Origin of the sequence: Thermococcus sp. 4557, assembly GCF_000221185.1 — an archaeon.
GTDB lineage: Archaea > Methanobacteriota_B > Thermococci > Thermococcales > Thermococcaceae > Thermococcus.
The window spans coordinates 122,359-139,991 of record NC_015865.1; the positions used below are offsets into that span (position 1 = coordinate 122,359).

Here is a 17,633-nt window from a genome sequence, read left to right on the forward strand (position 1 = left end):
TTTGCCATTTTGTCAATATTTAGCGGATAAAATTAATATATCATCTCGAACTGATTGATTTTGCTGGCAATCAGTCAGCCCAATAAAGGGGGTGGAACAGTGGGAAAGGGACTTCTGAGGAGGTATCTGGACTACCCGGTTCTCTGGAAGATACTCTGGGGCCTCATTCTGGGTGCAGTGTTCGGCCTGGTGGCGGCTCACTTCGGCTGGCAGGACGCCGTTGAGACATACGTAAAGCCCTTCGGCGACCTCTTCGTCAGGCTCCTGAAGATGCTCGTCATGCCAATAATCCTCGCGTCCCTTGTGGTGGGTGCATCGAGCATCAGCCCCGCCAGGCTGGGCCGTGTTGGCGTCAAGATCGTCGTTTACTACCTGTTTACCTCGGCGTTTGCGGTGTTCTTCGGCCTGCTCATGGGCAACCTCTTCCATGTGGGGAGGGGAGTTGACCTCGGAACCGGCACAGGTAAGGCCATCGAGGCCCAGCCGCCGTCCCTGATTGACACCCTCCTGAACATAGTGCCGACGAACCCATTTGAGTCGCTCTCCAGCGGTGCGGTCCTTCAGACGATATTCTTTGCGATAGTCCTCGGAATAGCCCTCACGTACCTCATCAACAGGGAGGACGAGAGGCTTAGGGCCGCCGGAACGACGCTTCTCAGGGCCTTTGACGGTCTCGCCGAGGCGATGTATCTCATAGTCGGGGGTGTCATGCAGTACGCACCGATAGGTGTCTTCGCGCTCATAGCCTACGTCATGGCGATTCAGGGCACGAAGGTCATCGGCCCGCTGACAACGGTCGTTCTGGCCGTTTATGTTGGTCTGATTCTCCAGATACTGCTTGTTTATGCCGTCCTGCTCAAGATCTTTGGCATCGACCCGGTGAAGTTCCTCAAAAGGGCAAAGGACGCCATGCTGACTGCCTTCGTCACGAGGAGCTCCAGCGGAACGCTGCCGGTTACGATGCGCGTTGCGGAGGAGGGAATGGGCATCGACAGGGGAATATTCTCCTTCACGCTGCCCCTCGGCGCGACGATAAACATGGACGGAACCGCGCTCTACCAGGGAGTTACGGTCCTGTTCGTCGCATACGCCATCGGTCAGCCACTCTCCCTGAGCCAGCAGCTCATCGTCGTTCTGACCGCCGTTCTGGCCTCGATAGGAACGGCAGGAGTTCCGGGTGCGGGGGCGATAATGCTCGCCATGGTTCTCCAGAGCGTCGGTCTCGACCTCACCGCCGGAAGTCCGGTTGCCCTGGCCTACGCCATGATACTCGGAATCGACGCCATCCTCGATATGGGCAGGACGATGGTGAACGTCACCGGCGATCTCGCGGGAACGACGATCGTGGCCAAGACCGAGGGAGAGCTGGACGAGTCGAAGTGGGCGGAGTGAGCCCCGCCTCCTTTTCTCTTTCAAGTTTCTTCTGACCGATCAGACGATGGGATAAAGTTAAATACTTCAACGTGGCGCTAACTACCGGTACAGATTGAATGGAGGTAGTGTGTAATGAAAAGAGTCTTTGCGGTTATTTTTGCGGCGATTCTTCTGACGTCTCTCGTTGGCCCGAACTTCGGGCTTGCCGGGGATACGGCCCCCGTGGTCTACAAGCAGGACTTCACGTTCAAGATAATCGTTCTGCCCAACGGCAGCGCCAACATCACCATGACGAGCGTCTGGCTGGGACCGAAGGAGGAGATCGAGAAGCAGATAGAGAAGATCCTCAACGAGACCCAGAACGGCAACATGACGATGGAGGAGGCCATAGAGAAGTTCGAGCAGGAGCAGCTCGCCAGGTACATCCAGGGACTCGCCCAGGCCGGGGTAAAGCTGGTGAACGAGAGCATGAAGTCCTACGGCATAGAGGAGGGCAACAACATAACCCTCGTCTTCAACGCGATAGCCCTCGACTATGCCAGGTACTACTCGTATGATCACTACTGGGAGCTCTGGATCGACCCGACCAGGGGATACGGCTCCATGATGGTCCCCGATACGGGGTTCCCCTTTGGAATCGAGGCCAACAACACGTTCATAGTTGTCCTTCCACCCAACGCGACGCTCCTGAGCTACCCCAAACCCTTCGTCAAGCAGTACAACCAGAGCAGGTTTGCGGTCGAGTCGAGTGCTGAGGGCGATACCGTCATCGTTCGCTCCCGCATATACCTCGAGCCCTGGCTGACCCCGGATGGGCTTAACTCCCTCTTCGGGGATTATGGGGACTACTACATCCGCTATAAGACCCCCTACGAGGGAGTCGAGCACTATGAGAAGAGCATAACCAACGAGTACGTTACCCTTAACGTGTACTCCAACGGCACCGTCAGGCTGCACATGAAGGACGAATACGTGGAGCCCCTCAGGGACGTCATCGCCAGAAAGGTCGAGATAGTATCGTACGGGGTTCAGAACGTTACTGAGTACATACTCAGGACGTACTCCCTTGCGCTCGGTTACCAGGGAGCCATAGTGGATGGTGGTAAGGTAACCATCCTCGGACTCAACGAGACAACCGCGCCCCTCGTCATCGACGCGGAGTACATGCTGAGGAACTTCACGAAGTACGAGAACGGATCATACGTCTACACCTTTGATCCAACGATGGGAATGGCCCAGAGCCTCCAGGGCAGGAGCGAGTACGAGGTAAACAACACCCTGCACCTCACCCTCAACCTGACCGACGGCGGGGAGTTCATCGAGGTGCCCGACAACGTCAGCACCGAGGTCAAGGGCAACCGCTTTACCATGACCGTTGTCCGCAGGGGGAACACCCTGGAGATAGTCTCCAACGTTTACATCCGCTACGGCGCCCAGCCGGAGGACGTGAAGGCCCTCCTCGCCAACCGCACCAGCGCAACGGTCAGGTACACCCTGCCGGCCGAGGAATCCAACGGGGGAATGAGCGACACCCAGAAGATGGCCGCGGTCATCGTTGCGGCGCTTATCGTGGTCCTGGCGGTGGCCTTCTGGAAGAGGCGCTGAGCTTCTTTCTTCCTTTCTTCCACGTTTCGATACCCATTTAAGGGAGCGCTCCAATTTTGGGTGGTGGTCAGGATGACGCGCAAGCTCTACTACGAGGATGCCTACCTGAGGGAAGCGAAGGCGAAGGTTCTTGAAGTCAAGGAGAACGCCCTTCTCCTCGACCAGACGGTATTCTACCCGACCGGCGGCGGCCAGCCCCACGACAGGGGGACGATAAACGGCGTTGAGGTTCTGGACGTCTACAAGGACGAGGGAGGAAACGTCTGGCACGTCGTTGCGGAGCCGGAGAAGTTCAAGCCCGGCGACGAGGTTGAGCTTAAAATCGACTGGGACTACCGCTACAAGCTCATGAGAATTCACAGCGCGATGCACCTCCTGGAGCACGTGCTGAACGAGGTTCTCCCCGGCGAGTGGGAGCTCTACGGCAGCGGCATGAACGTCCAGAAGGGCCGCTACGACATAACCTACCCCGAGAACGTGAACCAGTGGAAGGAGCAGATTATAGAGACCTTCAACAGGCTCGTTGACGAGGGCGGCGAGATGAAGATATGGTGGGAAGGGGAGACCCGCTACACCCAGATAAGGGACTTCGAGGTAATTCGCTGCGGCGGAACCCATGTTAAGGACATAAAGGAGATAGGCCACCTGAAGAAGTTCAAGCGCTCCAGCCTCGGAAAGGGGAAGCAGAGGCTCGAAATCTGGCTCGAGGATTAGCGTCTTCTCCCCACAACCACAGCCAGAACGCCCAGAAGCACCAGGATTATTCCAATGGCCGCGGCGGGCCAGATTTTGTTCTTTTCTTTCCAGGGCACTGGATCCCTGGCGTAAATCTCCATGCCGTAGAGCCTTTTGCTGGGGAGCCCGAGGAAAAGCTCTGGGTATATACCGCTGCTCTGGAGTTCCAACGTCAGGAAATTCCTGCCCCGCTGCATTACGTAGAGAGTTCCATATGAGAACAGGATTTCAAAATGCGACGGTCCTGGTATCAGCCGCCCGCTGCAGGCCTCTCCACCGTTTAGTTTTGTGCAGACGAAGCCGTTCTTGACGTATATTTCTCCCTCTTTTTCATCGTCTGTTTTGTACCGGAAGAGGGTGAAGTTCTCACCCTCCCACAGAGCTTCTCCGTTTATTCTGAGGTAGCTCACCGGTCCGCAGCTCGGTGGAGGGTAGCCCTCTCCGTAGCTGGGTATACTTGGGAAGCCCTTTTGGGGTAGGAGGGCGAGCGCGTAGACTTCATCGATGTATTCCGCCCCTTCTCCTTCGAGCTTTACTGTGAGGTTCTTTGTTCTGATGAACCCACCCAACTGATACCACCAGAGCCCGCTGTGGAGGGGACGTGGTTCAACTGCGATACTCCCGTTTTCGGTTGTTATGATTGCCCTCAATGGAAGCTCCGTAACCTCTGTTCCATTGACGTACAGCCTGTTGGAGTCAAAATAGATGGCCTCGATCTCCAGGGGGCTTTGGATTTCATAGGCGGCTCTTTCCCTCTTAAGGGGCATTCTAACTATTCTGTATCTCCAGCTGGAGACGTAGTACTCCCTGCCGCAGACGTCAACGTCATAGACGGGCTGGATTGAGATGTTGATGGGGCAGCGAGCCTCAAGGAACACTGTCACGTTTTTCCATCCAAGCGCTATTATCCTGGGGGATACGTTTTCCAGGCAAAATTTCTCCGTTCCGTTGAGGAAGAAAGAGGCTGTTCTACTTTCCTCCGGCCCGAAGAGTGTCATAACAACCCACTGGGGACAGGGGGAGCTGGCATTGATGTGGAGGCTGTCGATAACATGATACGGCCTCTCCCTGATCTCTATCGTCGTGTTCCACGCTGAAACCGCGGGGAGGATCAACAGGGCAATGAGGAGCAGGGCGGCCGCTCTCATGGTTACCCCTAAGCTGTTTCTGGATAAAAACTTTTCGCGTTAGTAATTGGTGGGAACTTGTTATTACTGAGCTAGAAGAGAGCCTGGAAAATAAAGAATGGAAAGCACAGGGTTAAAATAGCATCAGCTTCTTTTTCTCCTCTTTTATCCCCACTTCGCTGTCGTAGTCCACGTCAACGCCAAAAACCCCGAATCTTTCGTAGATGTCCTCGCTGTAGAGCCTTGCCTCCCCGAGCACCCATATAGGTACATTCACCGTGTGCTCCATCACGTAAACCGCCGCGTCCAGCCGTTTCTCCCTGGACAGTTCATCCCAGCGGGAGGCAAATTCTGCGGCCGTATTAATGAATGGCCGTGGAATCGCCGGCAGGGTCATGAAGGTGTCCCTCGTGGATAGCCAGTCTTCGCTCTTTTTCCAACGATTTATTGTCCTTAGAGTTTTTAAGAGCGGTCTCTCCTCGAGCTTGCCCTCATAGTTATTCCATATCTCGTCATAAAACCTGTCGTTGAGCTCCAGAAGGTGAAGCTCACTCTCCATGCCTTCGAGTTCTCCAAGAAGGGCCAGGCTTGCCTTGAATGCATCCCTGTCATATGGCAGATGCTTTCTTTTGCCCTCTGGCTGGAAGATGTACACCCTGCCTTTTTTCTGCCCCCTCCTGTTGACCCGCCCAAAGCGCTGTATCAGAGAGTCCAGCGGGGCGGTCTCGGTGTACATCACATCGTAGTCTATATCAAGGGAAACCTCGACCACCTGGGTGGCCACGAGTATTCCCCTGTCAATTTTTCCCACGAGTTCCATTTTATTTTCCTTGTCCTTATTGATGAACCTTGAATGGAAGAGGTACACGTCCTTTCTTTTTCTCCGGAGCTCCTCGTAGAGGTGTCTGGCCCTCGTTACGGTATTGGCGACCACCAGAACCTTACCGCCCTCGCCAGCGATCTCATCAACGGCGTTCATCAGCGGCTCGTCCCTCACCTTCACATCCACCCTCTTCCTGGAACGGTAGCGCTCCTCAACGCTCTTTAAGGGGATTAGCGGCTGAAGCCCCCTCCCCTCCAGTTCCGCAATAACGTGCGATGGCAGTGTAGCAGACATTACGGTAACATGGGCTTTTAGGTATTTGATAGCGTATTCAATCGCGTCCAAGATAAGGGATAGTGTGAACGGGCTGTAGGCGTGTATCTCGTCGATTATCCAGTGCGCTCCTCTGAGTGCGAACTCCCTGACCGGGAAGCGTGGATAGTTCAGGAAAGCCAGCAGAACCTGGTCGATTGTTGATACGAAGATGGGCCTCATCGCGTAGCGGTGAATGAGACGCTCGTCCAGGGCACCTTTCCGGTAAAGGCTCAGGAACAGCATGCTGTGGGAAAACGAGACCGTATCCTTCCCAAACATGGATTCAAAGCGTTTCCTCATTGCCTCCGTGGTGGTTATCGTTGGGAGTGAATAGACCACTCTAGAGGCTCCATCAGGGGTTGCCAGGAGGCTGGTTTCCGTTTTGCCGTCTCCAGTCGGGAGTCTGAAGTATCCGCCTCCCCTGCCCAGCGCCACCCTTTGATATGGCCTGAGCGAGAAGCCCTTATTCTTCAGATACCCTGCGGTCAGGTCCCGGACGGCTCCTCCCCCCGGCAGGTGATACGTCTCCGCCGAGAAACCCCCGCTTTCAAGCCAGTCTGAAACGCGGAGAAGACCGTTGAAGAGCGTGTACAGGGCGCGGACCTCTACAGGATCCATGTCATAGTCGTCCTCCAGATCCCCTCCAAGAATTCTTTCTCTGAGCTCCCAGACGAAATCAGCGGGCTCTGAAATAGTGGTTCCGTCAACTACCAGTTTCTCCCCGCGCTCTATCTCGTTGCTGTAAAGTGCTTGGTGAAGGTCAGAGTGATGGCTTAGTATTGAGGCTAGGGCTATCGTCCTGTAGGGTTCTTGGCAGTTCAGAAACCGCGAGGCCAGCTCGAGTCCGAGGTACGCGTGGGGAGGTGCCTTTCCCAGTTTTCCATCGAGTTTGGCCTGGAATCTGTCATCGAGCTTTCCAATGTCGTGAAGGAAGACGTGAAGGAGCAGGCATTCATCGAGCCGCTCATCGTGGGGGATTTTTGGCAGAAGTCCTCTGGCTATTTCTTGCGCCCCCTTGGAGTGGTCGTAGAGGCTCCTGTCAGGTTTGGCCTTGGCTCGCTTCCTCTTCATGAGTTCTATCAAATTGTCCCATTCCATATCTCACACCCAGCAGAAGTCCCTGTAAGCGCATCTTCTGCAGTATGGTTTTTTCTTAGCTGGAGGTGGTGTTTCAAGGGATATAACCCTTTCGATGTCCTCCAGAGCTTTTTCGAGGGCCAGTATGTCCTCGTCCCGCAGCTCTACTTCCTCGCGCCTCTTTTCTCGAGGATATGTCATGACGCCTTTCGCATCAACGCCCGCTTTCTTCAGCAAGTAGAGGTAGTATTTCAGCTGCCACCTGGCGGGCTCCTCCAGCCTGGAGCTTTTCTTGATTTCCACGACCTCAATGCCGTCACCCTTTATCACCACGTCGAGCTTCACGTCGCCCAGAGTAACCTCCTTCCAGTTCCGCTCATACGATTCCCCGTGAATGAGCCTTCCTATGAGCATGTCCTCGTTCTCCTCGTCAAACTGAAGCCCCCTAGAAAAGAACCACAGCTCCCTCTTGCATGTGAAATAGTACTGTACCATGACGCCAGTTATCCTCAAATTATCTCCCCCACGGGGCTTTTATCAATCCCGATGACGTGGAGCGTGAAGTCCCCGCGCGGCAGTTCGTATATCAGCACGGAGTCATCTCCCTCGATCATGCTTTCGAGGGTTCGTTTTATCTCATAGAGCTGGGCTTTGCCGACTTCTCCTTCAAAGACGCTGTTCTGGCGCCAGTGAAGGTGTGTCCTCAGAAAGCGGTGAACCTTGCCAACCCTCCTCACGTCAACATCGTAAACGATTATTACGTACATCACCACCACGCCCGCAGTGATCTGTATTTGCTGTCCCCCAGGAGGTGCCTCACAAGGGAGTATCCTTCCAGGCGAACCATGTATCGAATCGATACCTTCCTCTTGAATCGTGGATGGAGAACCTTCCTGTTGAGTTCTCCGTTGAGTTCCTCGATAAATATTCTGAGCCCCTCCCTGTTCATCATCACCCCAACGTCCCTATCGAAGTGTTCTTTCCGTATCTGTCGCCTGTTGACGAGTCGGAGAATAACTCTGAAGACGATTATCGGCTTGAATATATCTGCAATGTCAAGTGCCAGCGAATACCTCCGCTCCAGAGGCTCGTGGAGGAAGCTGATGGCCGGATGGAGGTATGTCTTCCGAATCTCCGAGAGCACCACCGTGTAGAGAACCGAGTTCCCGTAGCTTATCATGGCGTTCACCTCATCGCGGGGAGGCCTTCTATTTCTTTCATTAAACTCGAAGTGTTTGAGCATGGTGGAATACACCCCGTAGAACTCCCTCCACAACTGGCTCTCGACCCCCATCAGCTCGGTGGGCGTTTCACCCTTAACCTCGATTTCCGAGATGGTGCCATAATCCGCCCTCTGTGATTTCAGAAAAGCCACCATCGAGGCTTTTATCCCCCCCAGGAACTGAGAGGCTATGTAGATGCGCTTTTCCGGGTCGAGGTAGTGCTCGGCCTGTTTTATTACGACCGTTCCACTTATCTGCCCCTCAATCGGCATATACGAACCCCTATAATAGCCGTACTTGTTGTAGAAGTGGGCAGGGACATTTTTCTCTGAGAGAAGTTTTATAGCCCCGCTCGTTAAAGTCACGGGTTTGAAACAGTGTATTTCGCTGGTGGAGTTTATGGGGATGGCTTTCTTGCCGTTCTCGTTCTCGAAGAATAGAGTATTGCCCCTCCTTTCGAGTATCCCCATCTGGGTGATATACACCGGCCGTTTCATGAAACCACCAACCGGGGTTTTGCTTAAGCTTCTTATTGGACACAATTCTGTCCTACGGAAACCTACAAAAGCCGGTTTGGGCGTCGTCGGTTACCCATAGCTTTCCACACAATTCTGTCCTACGGAAACGTCATACCAAAAGCAGTCGTGGGTGCGGGGGTCTCTGCTTTCCACACAATTCTGTCCTACGGAAACTATTCCTCTGACCCACAAGCACGGTTGTATGGCAGGTTATTCTTTCCACACAATTCTGTCCTACGGAAACTTCGAGGACCGCGAGCCTTTCCTTCTCCTCAAACTCCTCTTTCCACACAATTCTGTCCTACGGAAACAGAGGGTCCGAGGTTATCCCCATGTCATACGTTCCACTTTCCACACAATTCTGTCCTACGGAAACCCCGACCAACGACGAGGCAAAGGCCCTTTTCGCCAACCTCTTTCCACACAATTCTGTCCTACGGAAACCAAAAAGCGGTTTCTCCTCGCTCATTGGCTCCCGACCTCCTCCTTTCCACACAATTCTGTCCTACGGAAACAAGACGTTGGAATAACCCATTTCCGAACTCTCGAACCTCTTTCCACACAATTCTGTCCTACGGAAACCAAAACATGCAGGCTGTGGGCGCAGGGGGAGAAAAGTTTTCTTTCCACACAATTCTGTCCTACGGAAACGGGAACCGACGCCGGAACCGGTGTACATAGTGGTGGAGATCTTTCCACACAATTCTGTCCTACGGAAACGATTTGCAAAAGGTCGCCTAACTCTTCAGCCACCTTGACTTTCCACACAATTCTGTCCTACGGAAACCCGGTGGCCTCGCTACTGATGGACCACATGAGCCTGGCTTTCCACACAATTCTGTCCTACGGAAACGAACATAGTTCTAACGACAAAACTTCGGGGGTGGTACTTTCCACACAATTCTGTCCTACGGAAACCCTTGTCACCCACAAGTCGACATACGCTCCGGGCACTTTCCACACAATTCTGTCCTACGGAAACCTGGGATAACTGAAGGGTCCTCAGAGTGGACGGAGTCTTTCCACACAATTCTGTCCTACGGAAACAACAGAGAAGAGGCGATTAGGCGCACGCTTGAGGAGCTCTTTCCACACAATTCTGTCCTACGGAAACTTCAGGAAAGCGATAACGCCGACCCGGACCACCCAATCACCCTCTTTCCACACAATTCTGTCCTACGGAAACGCTTATGGGCGAGCTTGCGGACGATTAGCAACCACTTCTTTCCACACAATTCTGTCCTACGGAAACCCGCGGCCGTCGTCGTGAGCATGAGGGAACACGGCGCTTTCCACACAATTCTGTCCTACGGAAACCCGCGGCCGTCGTCGTGAGCATGAGGGAACACGGCGCTTTCCACACAATTCTGTCCTACGGAAACTGTTCACTACCGAGGAGGTTACGCCGATTTCGAGGACGGCTTTCCACACAATTCTGTCCTACGGAAACAGAGAAAGTTGAGCATTTGGAGGCACTAGACGACTTCCCTTTCCACACAATTCTGTCCTACGGAAACTACTCCTCCCACGGTTCGGGCGGTTCTGGGAAGTTACTTTCCACACAATTCTGTCCTACGGAAACAAAAGATGGGAGGTGAGGATAGGTGAATGAGGTTGTCTTTCCACACAATTCTGTCCTACGGAAACATTGGCTGCATCGGACGACGAGGAAAAGAAGAAGGAGGTCCTCTTTCCACACAATTCTGTCCTACGGAAACCCGGTGTGTTTTTGCGGAGAGTATAGGGCGGCGGTCCTCTTTCCACACAATTCTGTCCTACGGAAACAGAACTTTGAGAAGCACCTGAATGTGAAGAAGGCCAACTTTCCACACAATTCTGTCCTACGGAAACATGACAACAATGAAGTTTATTTTGGTCTAAGGGATAATCTTTCCACACAATTCTGTCCTACGGAAACCTACTTCCCTGAGGTCATCGGCCGCCGCCTGAGGAATTACACTTTCCACACAATTCTGTCCTACGGAAACTCTCGTAGTCCTCGCTTATGTTCTCGATGTAGTTCGCCTTTCCACACAATTCTGTCCTACGGAAACTTTCTCTTTTTCTCCTTGTATTGTACAATAAACTATCCTGAGACTCTCTATTTAATGTTTTCTCCGAGAATCCGTAACATCGCTGGCTGTTTATAAACCTGATACACAAACTAAAACGGCATGTGATCCAGTATCTTGGCCATTGAAGCCTCATACTGTCCTTATATTGCAATTGGTGTAATCGAAACTGGTCTGAGGGTTAAACTATTCCCCTTTGGCGTTTAATAACGTGATACCGCCCTCCAATGTGCGGTTGAGGGTTCAACCTCTCCCGTCCTAGCGTTGTTTTAAAAACTGGGGGATAGATAGCAGTATTCCCATTCTCCCCAATCCAGCGGACACCCGCAGAAGCCCCCCACACCCCACATTTGAAAAACCCGTTTTTGCCTTCTTACCATTAGTTCTCTGGTATGGTCGATTTATATAACAAAATAGACGCGACAAAGGTAAAACTGAAAAAATCAAAGAGCGAACACAGGTTCTCCATCAAAGAGTAGCACATCGATGGGGTTGGCCAGCTCAACGTATCCCCCTGCAAACGCTACCACTTTCCTGTAAACCGCCCTTCGTCCTTTTCCCCTGCCGTAGGTGAAGTCGACGGGCATCCTATACTCCCTGGGGGTCAGATTGGTTCTCTTCATGAGGACAAACCTAGCACCTTTGGTGTACTCGTCGCCTGGTATAATGCTCCGCAGGATGGATTCTTTGCCATCATTGACTTCCACGATACGGACGTAGTCTCTCTTCGCTGGATACATGAGACTCTCGCTATCCCCAAGATACGGGGTGAAAACGGGATCGATGAGGGAGTCGTAGGCCCTCTCTATCAGATCATCGTCCCCGGCGAAAAACATGCGATACCGCGGTTTGTGGAAGAGGACCTTAGTTATTGGATAGAGAGGGGAGTCGGGACTTTTGAATATTGCTGCCTTTTCCTCAACTCTGACCCCTGGATCCTCTACTATTACCCCGTACCTCATTTCTTTAAGCAGTTCTCTGTAACCACCCTCTGGGAGCCCCATAGCCCCAGCCACTAGACCTATGGCAGTCGTCCTTGGTGGGAATGGGTAGCTGTCGAGGAGTAGGGAGTTATAGGGTATCCTGAAATGTGCCTGCAGGGGTCTGACCTCAAGAACGAGGCCCAGCACGTTACTCACCGAGTTCAAGTTCTTCAAGCCTCTCCCTCAGCGCCTTCATGCTCAGTATCTCTACGTTGTCCATGTCGCTGAATGAATTTCTCAGCTCATCTACGTTGGCGAAGCGGCTCTCGAAGAGTCCTATGTAAAGCTTCTCGATGTTGTCCTCGAAGGTTTCTACAGTCTCCCTCAGCCTGTCCACGTCAATTACCAGCTTCCCATCGACGTAGCCTGGCTTCACAGCTAATGCATCACCTATTGCCGGGACTTTCCTCTTCAGCAGGGCCACGACCATGATCTCGGGATAAACTTTGGTAAAGAAGTTGCTGAGCTTTGCACCCCCGTGGTACTGCATTATGGCCGCAAGGAGCGCCCTCAGTCTCTTCTCACGTTCCAGCTTTGGAAGGATGTAGAATGTAACCTCTTTCCCCGTGGCGTCCTTTTCTTTCCTGACCTCAAGACCCTCAAGCTTTGGGACTTCGAGGCCCTCTTTGAAGACGCCAAGCCTGTCGAGCTCGATGAAGAAGTTGCCGCGCATGACGTTTGTGGTTATCTCTGTCTCGTATATGTTGTGGTTGTCTCCGCTCGGGTCGTAGCGAACTCCGAAGTCCCTGTCCTCCTGATAGGGGAATATGGATATCATACCGTTGGTTCTTACCACTGCGGTTCTCCTGAGCGTTGCGTTTTTATTGTTCACTTTCTTGGCTATCATGTAGCCGAAGATGTCGTCGTCTATGTACTTTTCCGGTTCTCCGAGGGATACTATGACCTTCTGCCCACCTTCGCTCTTTGGTACAACCTGGCTCAGCTCCCAGCCGAGCTCCTTCAGGAGCTGCCTTAGATGGTACTTGACGCTCTGGCCGGAGACACGGACATACTCTCGGCCATCAATGGGGTCGCGAATCTTCTTGAGGACCGCTATAACGCCCTCTGTTCCGTTGGAGTTCAGATTTGCCCCCTCCACCTTGGTCAGGGTCACAATCTCGATGGCTTTCATGAGGATCCCCCCGTGCCCTTATCCTTCGGCTTCTTATCCGCCCCGTGAAGGGCGTTCAGCATTCCGTTCAGCAGTATGGCCTTCATGGTCTTCCACTCCTTCTGGTTTTCATAGATCGGCCTCAGGTCGAGGCTCTCCTCCAGCTTGGCCTGAAGCTCGACGAGCTTGTTCATGAACTCTTCAAAGCCCCTTGCCCTGAAGAGTTCCCACTGATAGCGCTCGAGGTTGGTCCCCTTCATCTTCATCCCCAGGCTGTATCCCAGGCCGTTCACCTGTTCAAAAGTCTTGACGTCCACAACATCACCCCCAAATACCTCCAGGTAGGAGCGTGTCCACGCGTGGTAATACGGCGGTAGGGGGAGCTTGTGCTTGACCCTCTCCATGAAAATGCCGTTCAGGAGAACGAAATCAAAACTCCCCTCCAAAAGTTTCCTCAGGAATTCTTCCCGCTCAAGGAAGTTCTTGGAACGGTCCTTTTTGTTCCGCGGGACTTCAAGGCTCTCATAGAACATGACGACTGCCGAGTCCCATTTTTCGAGGTGCCTTTTTCCCCACTGGGTCTCCCTGCCTGCGTTCTGGAGCCTGTCTAGGAATCCTATGAGCTTCTCAAGCGTCGTTCCTTCGATTACATTTTCCCTGTAAAACTGGCCAGAGCCGTATACCATGTAAGTTCTTACGGTCCTGCCTATCTCCACAGTCTCCTTCAGCATCCGTCTGTTTTTGAGGAACTTGACGAACTCGTGGAGAACTGCAAAGAACGCCTCGTTTGGGTGGTATCTACTCAGGGCTAGACTCACTCTAAGGGAATACTTCTTCTTCCCGTTTTTTTCCTGGACTCCAACCCTGAACTTTTCCCTCCAGAAATCGTCCTTAAACGTCCTCTTGAACCTCTTGAGCTCCCTCTCAGGGGCGTCGAAGAAGAATCTCAAAGTTGCGTTGCCTGTGGGAACGGTATACAGGTATGCCATCCCGGAATAAATCTTGAATGCATGTTCTTGACAGAGTGCCAATCTGTTGTTCTCATCAACTATTGAGTCGATCTTTCTCTCGAACGGAAATATGAACGCCCTGTTTGGAACTACCGTAGTTTCTCGCCCACAAAGAGAGCAGATGCCATTTTTACCACCTGTCAATCCCGGGAGGAGTTCTTTAGTCTTCCCAGATAGTTCAAACCCAAACCGTCTTAGAAGGGCAATGGCGTCTTTGTCGGATGTTATGGACACATCGTTTGCCATCTCTCGAATGGGCTCAAGATAAACCCTTGAGATGGTTTCTGGGTCGAGGTCACCTATCCCGCTCTCCTTCAGAAACAGCTCTCCATTCCTTAGGTACGCGTCAAGCACTGTTACCACCCCGAATCGGGTTCAAAAAGCCGAACCCGAGACTGTTCTTTTCACCCAGGCCGGTGTCCATTATGAAGCGGTAAAAGCGCCTTTCAGAGGGCCGGATTCTGTCCCTCTCAAGGAGCTCCCAGTTGGAACCTATTACCGGGAATGGAACACCGTTTTTGACAACCTTGACGTACACGTCGAGCTTGCCGTTTTTTCGGACTTTTGGTATCATCCTGTCGAATATCGGCCCCTCCAGTATGAAATCGTCGTCATAGAATGCGTTGTACTTCTTCTCTGCGTTTTCCTTGAGCCTTTCAAGGAAGAATGTGAGGTCACGGTGGGCATGGAGCTTGAAATACTCGTTTGCCTCTGCGTCCAGGTACAGAACCACCGGGGAACCCGTCTGAAAGCGATTCTTTAACGGGAGGTTGAACTTCCTGAGTTCGGCCAGATAAAGCTCGTGGGTGCCGATGTACAGTCTGTCCTTCTCCTTGATCGCCGAGTACAGGGCCCTTATGAAGTCTCTATCGGGTGATGATACAAGGAACGTCCATCTGGAGTTCTCCTTGAAGAAGTCAGAGAACGTGAAGAACTTGAAACGGGGCTGATCGTGTCTGGCGCCGTACTCAGTACCTTTCAGCATGTTGTATATGAAGCCCTGCACCGCGTGCTTGTTGGGGCGGAGGGGGCCGGTATCAGAGGGTGCCCTAAAGGACACTTTGAGCCTCATAATATGCACCTGATGCTCATTGTAAGTGCAGATGTGAATTTAAACGTCCTACTTATAAACTTGTCTATGCACCGTGAGTCATTGAATCTCACTCTGCACTGTAGGTGTGTAGAACCATAGGGGGTAATTATGTGGAGGGTTTCCTTTTCGCACAATATTGTTCTACGGAAACCTCACCATGTGCCAGGCCCCCAATTACTAAGTTTTACTCTTTCCACACAACACTGTTCTACGGAAACGCCTCGAAACGCTCATCCTGTTCCTCTCGGACGAGTATCCTTTCCACACAACACTGTTCTACGGAAACGAGAACTTTGGAGTTGTCAACGCGAACGTAGGGGCGAGCTTTCCACACAACACTGTTCTACGGAAACTCCTTCACCGTGTACTCCTTCTTGCGAGGGAAGGCGTCTTTCCACACAACACTGTTCTACGGAAACTCCTTTCCACCCGAGTAAAGCACCGCTGGCCTCCTGCCTTTCCACACAACACTGTTCTACGGAAACTAGAGCATGCAAAGGGCGCGTTCCATCGGGTCATGCTTTCCACACAACACTGTTCTACGGAAACGAGCTGAGCCCAGCGCGTCATTCCTCAATCCTCCTTAGAATCACTTTCCACACAACACTGTTCTACGGAAACAGGATAGGGCCGGGGAAAATCCTCACCGAGACGCTCTTTCCACACAACACTGTTCTACGGAAACACTACTGCGACGTTGAGAAGCTCGACGGCGAGCGCGTCTTTCCACACAACACTGTTCTACGGAAACCGCCCTGCGCCATGTGGAAGAGGCTAAGGAAACCTGCTTTCCACACAACACTGTTCTACGGAAACTCGATGCAGCGTACTCCAATTACTCATACGTGAGCTTTGACTTTCCACACAACACTGTTCTACGGAAACATGGTAGGGCATCAGACGGGGTTTGCAGGTAGTCCAACTTTCCACACAACACTGTTCTACGGAAACCATAGTATCAGTTAGGCCGAGGGCCTCAGTTAGGACTTTCCACACAACACTGTTCTACGGAAACCGCCCTTATCCGGCTGTAATTATTGTATAATGCTACGACTTTCCACACAACACTGTTCTACGGAAACAGAGATACGGGCCGCTGTGTGGAATGCAATTGCAAAAACTTTCCACACAACACTGTTCTACGGAAACGGAAAGGAGCCGGCCGGTTATAAGCTCGATGTTTACACTTTCCACACAACACTGTTCTACGGAAACAACGTCGTAATGCTTCCGTTAGATGCACCCCACCCGCCTTTCCACACAACACTGTTCTACGGAAACTCGATGTGATGGAAGTCCACCCGGCGAGGCGGCCGTCCTTTCCACACAACACTGTTCTACGGAAACTGACGCGCCCGCTAAACCCACACCCAGTCAGATGGACTTTCCACACAACACTGTTCTACGGAAACTTCTTGACCTGCTGGCGTTCCTGACGACAAGGCGAACTTTCCACACAACACTGTTCTACGGAAACAAAAGCAGCCCCCTGCTCGAGCCATCAGCGCCGGGAGGAGTCTTTCCACACAACACTGTTCTACGGAAACAGGCCGCCCGGTCAAGAAGCGCTACAAGGTGGGGGACATCTTTCCACACAACACTGTTCTACGGAAACGTGGGTGTTCGTGATGAATACGGCGGTATTCATTACTTTCCACACAACACTGTTCTACGGAAACTATGAGGGCGTTCCTCAGCCCTTCCCGATACCGGTCACTTTCCACACAACACTGTTCTACGGAAACCTTGCGGAAGTTCGCGAGGGTCTAAATGAAAATTATGTTCTTTCCACACAACACTGTTCTACGGAAACATTATCATGTGCCCTGGGAGAGGGTGGATGATGTGGTCTTTCCACACAACACTGTTCTACGGAAACGGACCGAGGACCCGAGGACCCTCGCGGCCGAGTTCGTCTTTCCACACAACACTGTTCTACGGAAACAAAGACGTGTACGCGGAAGTGAACGCAGAGGATGGGCTTTCCACACAACACTGTTCTACGGAAACTTCTTATTGATGAAAAGATAAAGGAAGGGTACTTTTTCTTTCCACACAACACTGTTCTACGGAAACGGTAGTTGATGAGGCAACTCATTATCAATATGTGTTCCGCTCTTTCCACACAACACTGTTCTACGGAAACCCTCGACAAGACGATAGAGGCCATCTGCAAAGCGTGCGGTCTTTCCACACAACACTGTTCTACGGAAACTAGATTTGGGCGATTTCTGAATCGCTGAGGGCGCGCGTACTTTCCACACAACACTGTTCTACGGAAACTCGGGCCGGCGGTAGCATCACACGGAAGGACCTTTACTTTCCACACAACACTGTTCTACGGAAACCCGTTCACTCCGGGTGGTGAAAAGATGGCGTCCCCGTGCTTTCCACACAACACTGTTCTACGGAAACCAAATAACTGCTCAAAGGCTGGGTCGACGAAGTATGCTTCTTTCCACACAACACTGTTCTACGGAAACAGCTTACCGTTACTCAGGCCGACGTCTCCGCTATCACTTTCCACACAACACTGTTCTACGGAAACACATACATAAGTCGAGGGG

12 protein-coding genes and 2 CRISPR repeat arrays (1 of these 14 running past the window's edge) are annotated in these 17,633 nt (G+C 52.3%); of the genes, 3 read left to right on the plus strand and 9 right to left on the minus strand.

Annotated features, from left to right (window positions below; all coding sequences use genetic code 11):
- Positions 1–99 precede the first annotated feature (99 nt).
- The 3 genes from GQS_RS00525 to GQS_RS00535 all read left to right on the plus strand — a co-directional run bounded on the left by GQS_RS00525 (position 100) and on the right by GQS_RS00535 (position 3,693).
- Complete coding sequence (locus tag GQS_RS00525; RefSeq protein WP_014011696.1) at positions 100–1,392, plus strand: dicarboxylate/amino acid:cation symporter; 1,293 nt, start codon at positions 100–102, stop codon at positions 1,390–1,392.
- 114 nt (positions 1,393–1,506) lie between these two features.
- The gene (locus GQS_RS00530; protein ID WP_014011697.1) at positions 1,507–2,979 is read left to right on the plus strand and encodes an exodeoxyribonuclease VII small subunit; all 1,473 of its coding nucleotides are present in this window, start codon (positions 1,507–1,509) and stop codon (positions 2,977–2,979) included.
- Positions 2,980–3,051: 72 nt separating this feature from the next.
- The gene (locus GQS_RS00535; protein ID WP_014011698.1) at positions 3,052–3,693 is read left to right on the plus strand and encodes an alanyl-tRNA editing protein; all 642 of its coding nucleotides are present in this window, start codon (positions 3,052–3,054) and stop codon (positions 3,691–3,693) included.
- Here the strand turns inward: GQS_RS00535 and GQS_RS00540 are convergent.
- The 9 genes from GQS_RS00540 to cas6 all read right to left on the minus strand — a co-directional run bounded on the left by GQS_RS00540 (position 3,690) and on the right by cas6 (position 15,045).
- A complete protein-coding gene (locus GQS_RS00540) occupies positions 3,690–4,862 on the minus strand; it encodes a hypothetical protein (protein ID WP_014011699.1) in 1,173 nt (390 codons plus the stop codon). The two genes, GQS_RS00535 and GQS_RS00540, sit on opposite strands and share 4 nt — an antisense overlap.
- A gap of 112 nt (positions 4,863–4,974) precedes the next feature.
- Positions 4,975–7,077, minus strand: coding sequence for a CRISPR-associated helicase/endonuclease Cas3 (locus GQS_RS00545; RefSeq protein WP_014011700.1), 2,103 nt, complete (start codon positions 7,075–7,077; stop codon positions 4,975–4,977).
- Positions 7,078–7,080: 3 nt separating this feature from the next.
- On the minus strand, positions 7,081–7,569 hold the full coding sequence (gene cas4, locus GQS_RS00550; RefSeq protein ID WP_014011701.1) for a CRISPR-associated protein Cas4: 489 nt from the start codon (positions 7,567–7,569) through the stop codon (positions 7,081–7,083).
- The gene (gene cas2, locus GQS_RS00555) at positions 7,566–7,823 is read right to left on the minus strand and encodes a CRISPR-associated endonuclease Cas2 (RefSeq protein WP_014011702.1); all 258 of its coding nucleotides are present in this window, start codon (positions 7,821–7,823) and stop codon (positions 7,566–7,568) included. The genes cas4 and cas2 overlap by 4 nt, the downstream gene beginning before the upstream one ends.
- Positions 7,823–8,776 (minus strand): type I-B CRISPR-associated endonuclease Cas1b, encoded by a 954-nt coding sequence (gene cas1b / locus GQS_RS00560; RefSeq protein WP_014011703.1) that lies wholly within the window; start codon positions 8,774–8,776, stop codon positions 7,823–7,825. Before cas1b ends, cas2 begins: the two co-directional genes overlap by 1 nt.
- Positions 8,777–8,809: 33 nt before the next feature.
- Positions 8,810–10,851: a CRISPR direct-repeat array (repeat unit 29 nt; unit sequence CTTTCCACACAATTCTGTCCTACGGAAAC).
- Positions 10,852–11,312: 461 nt separating this feature from the next.
- Entirely contained in the window at positions 11,313–11,999 is a 687-nt protein-coding gene (gene cas5 / locus GQS_RS00565) for a CRISPR-associated protein Cas5 (protein ID WP_014011704.1), read from the minus strand.
- Between the two features lies 1 nt (position 12,000).
- Positions 12,001–12,984 carry a type I-B CRISPR-associated protein Cas7/Cst2/DevR gene (cas7i, locus tag GQS_RS00570; protein WP_014011705.1) on the minus strand — a complete coding sequence of 328 codons (984 nt, stop codon included), beginning with the start codon at positions 12,982–12,984 and terminating at the stop codon, positions 12,001–12,003.
- Positions 12,981–14,327: a hypothetical protein gene (locus GQS_RS00575; RefSeq protein ID WP_048056493.1), complete on the minus strand. Its 1,347-nt coding sequence runs from the start codon at positions 14,325–14,327 to the stop codon at positions 12,981–12,983. The genes cas7i and GQS_RS00575 overlap by 4 nt, the downstream gene beginning before the upstream one ends.
- Positions 14,320–15,045, minus strand: coding sequence for a CRISPR-associated endoribonuclease Cas6 (gene cas6 / locus GQS_RS00580; protein WP_014011707.1), 726 nt, complete (start codon positions 15,043–15,045; stop codon positions 14,320–14,322). Before cas6 ends, GQS_RS00575 begins: the two co-directional genes overlap by 8 nt.
- Before the next feature lie 143 nt (positions 15,046–15,188).
- A CRISPR array of direct repeats spans positions 15,189–17,633; the repeat unit is 29 nt; unit sequence CTTTCCACACAACACTGTTCTACGGAAAC (it continues 114 nt past the right edge of the window).

What these genes read in the sequence shown, in the direction of transcription:
- GQS_RS00540 (WP_014011699.1), bottom strand. Translation starts at nt 4,862, where the DNA reads ATGAGAGCGGCCGCCCTGCTCCTCATTGCCCTGTTGATCCTCCCCGCG.
- cas6 (WP_014011707.1), bottom strand. Translation starts at nt 15,045, where the DNA reads ATGAGGCTCAAAGTGTCCTTTAGGGCACCCTCTGATACCGGCCCCCTC.
- cas7i (WP_014011705.1), bottom strand. Translation starts at nt 12,984, where the DNA reads ATGAAAGCCATCGAGATTGTGACCCTGACCAAGGTGGAGGGGGCAAAT.
- GQS_RS00545 (WP_014011700.1), bottom strand. Translation starts at nt 7,077, where the DNA reads ATGGAATGGGACAATTTGATAGAACTCATGAAGAGGAAGCGAGCCAAG.
- cas1b (WP_014011703.1), bottom strand. Translation starts at nt 8,776, where the DNA reads ATGAAACGGCCGGTGTATATCACCCAGATGGGGATACTCGAAAGGAGG.
- cas2 (WP_014011702.1), bottom strand. Translation starts at nt 7,823, where the DNA reads ATGTACGTAATAATCGTTTACGATGTTGACGTGAGGAGGGTTGGCAAG.
- GQS_RS00535 (WP_014011698.1), top strand. Translation starts at nt 3,052, where the DNA reads ATGACGCGCAAGCTCTACTACGAGGATGCCTACCTGAGGGAAGCGAAG.
- GQS_RS00530 (WP_014011697.1), top strand. Translation starts at nt 1,507, where the DNA reads ATGAAAAGAGTCTTTGCGGTTATTTTTGCGGCGATTCTTCTGACGTCT.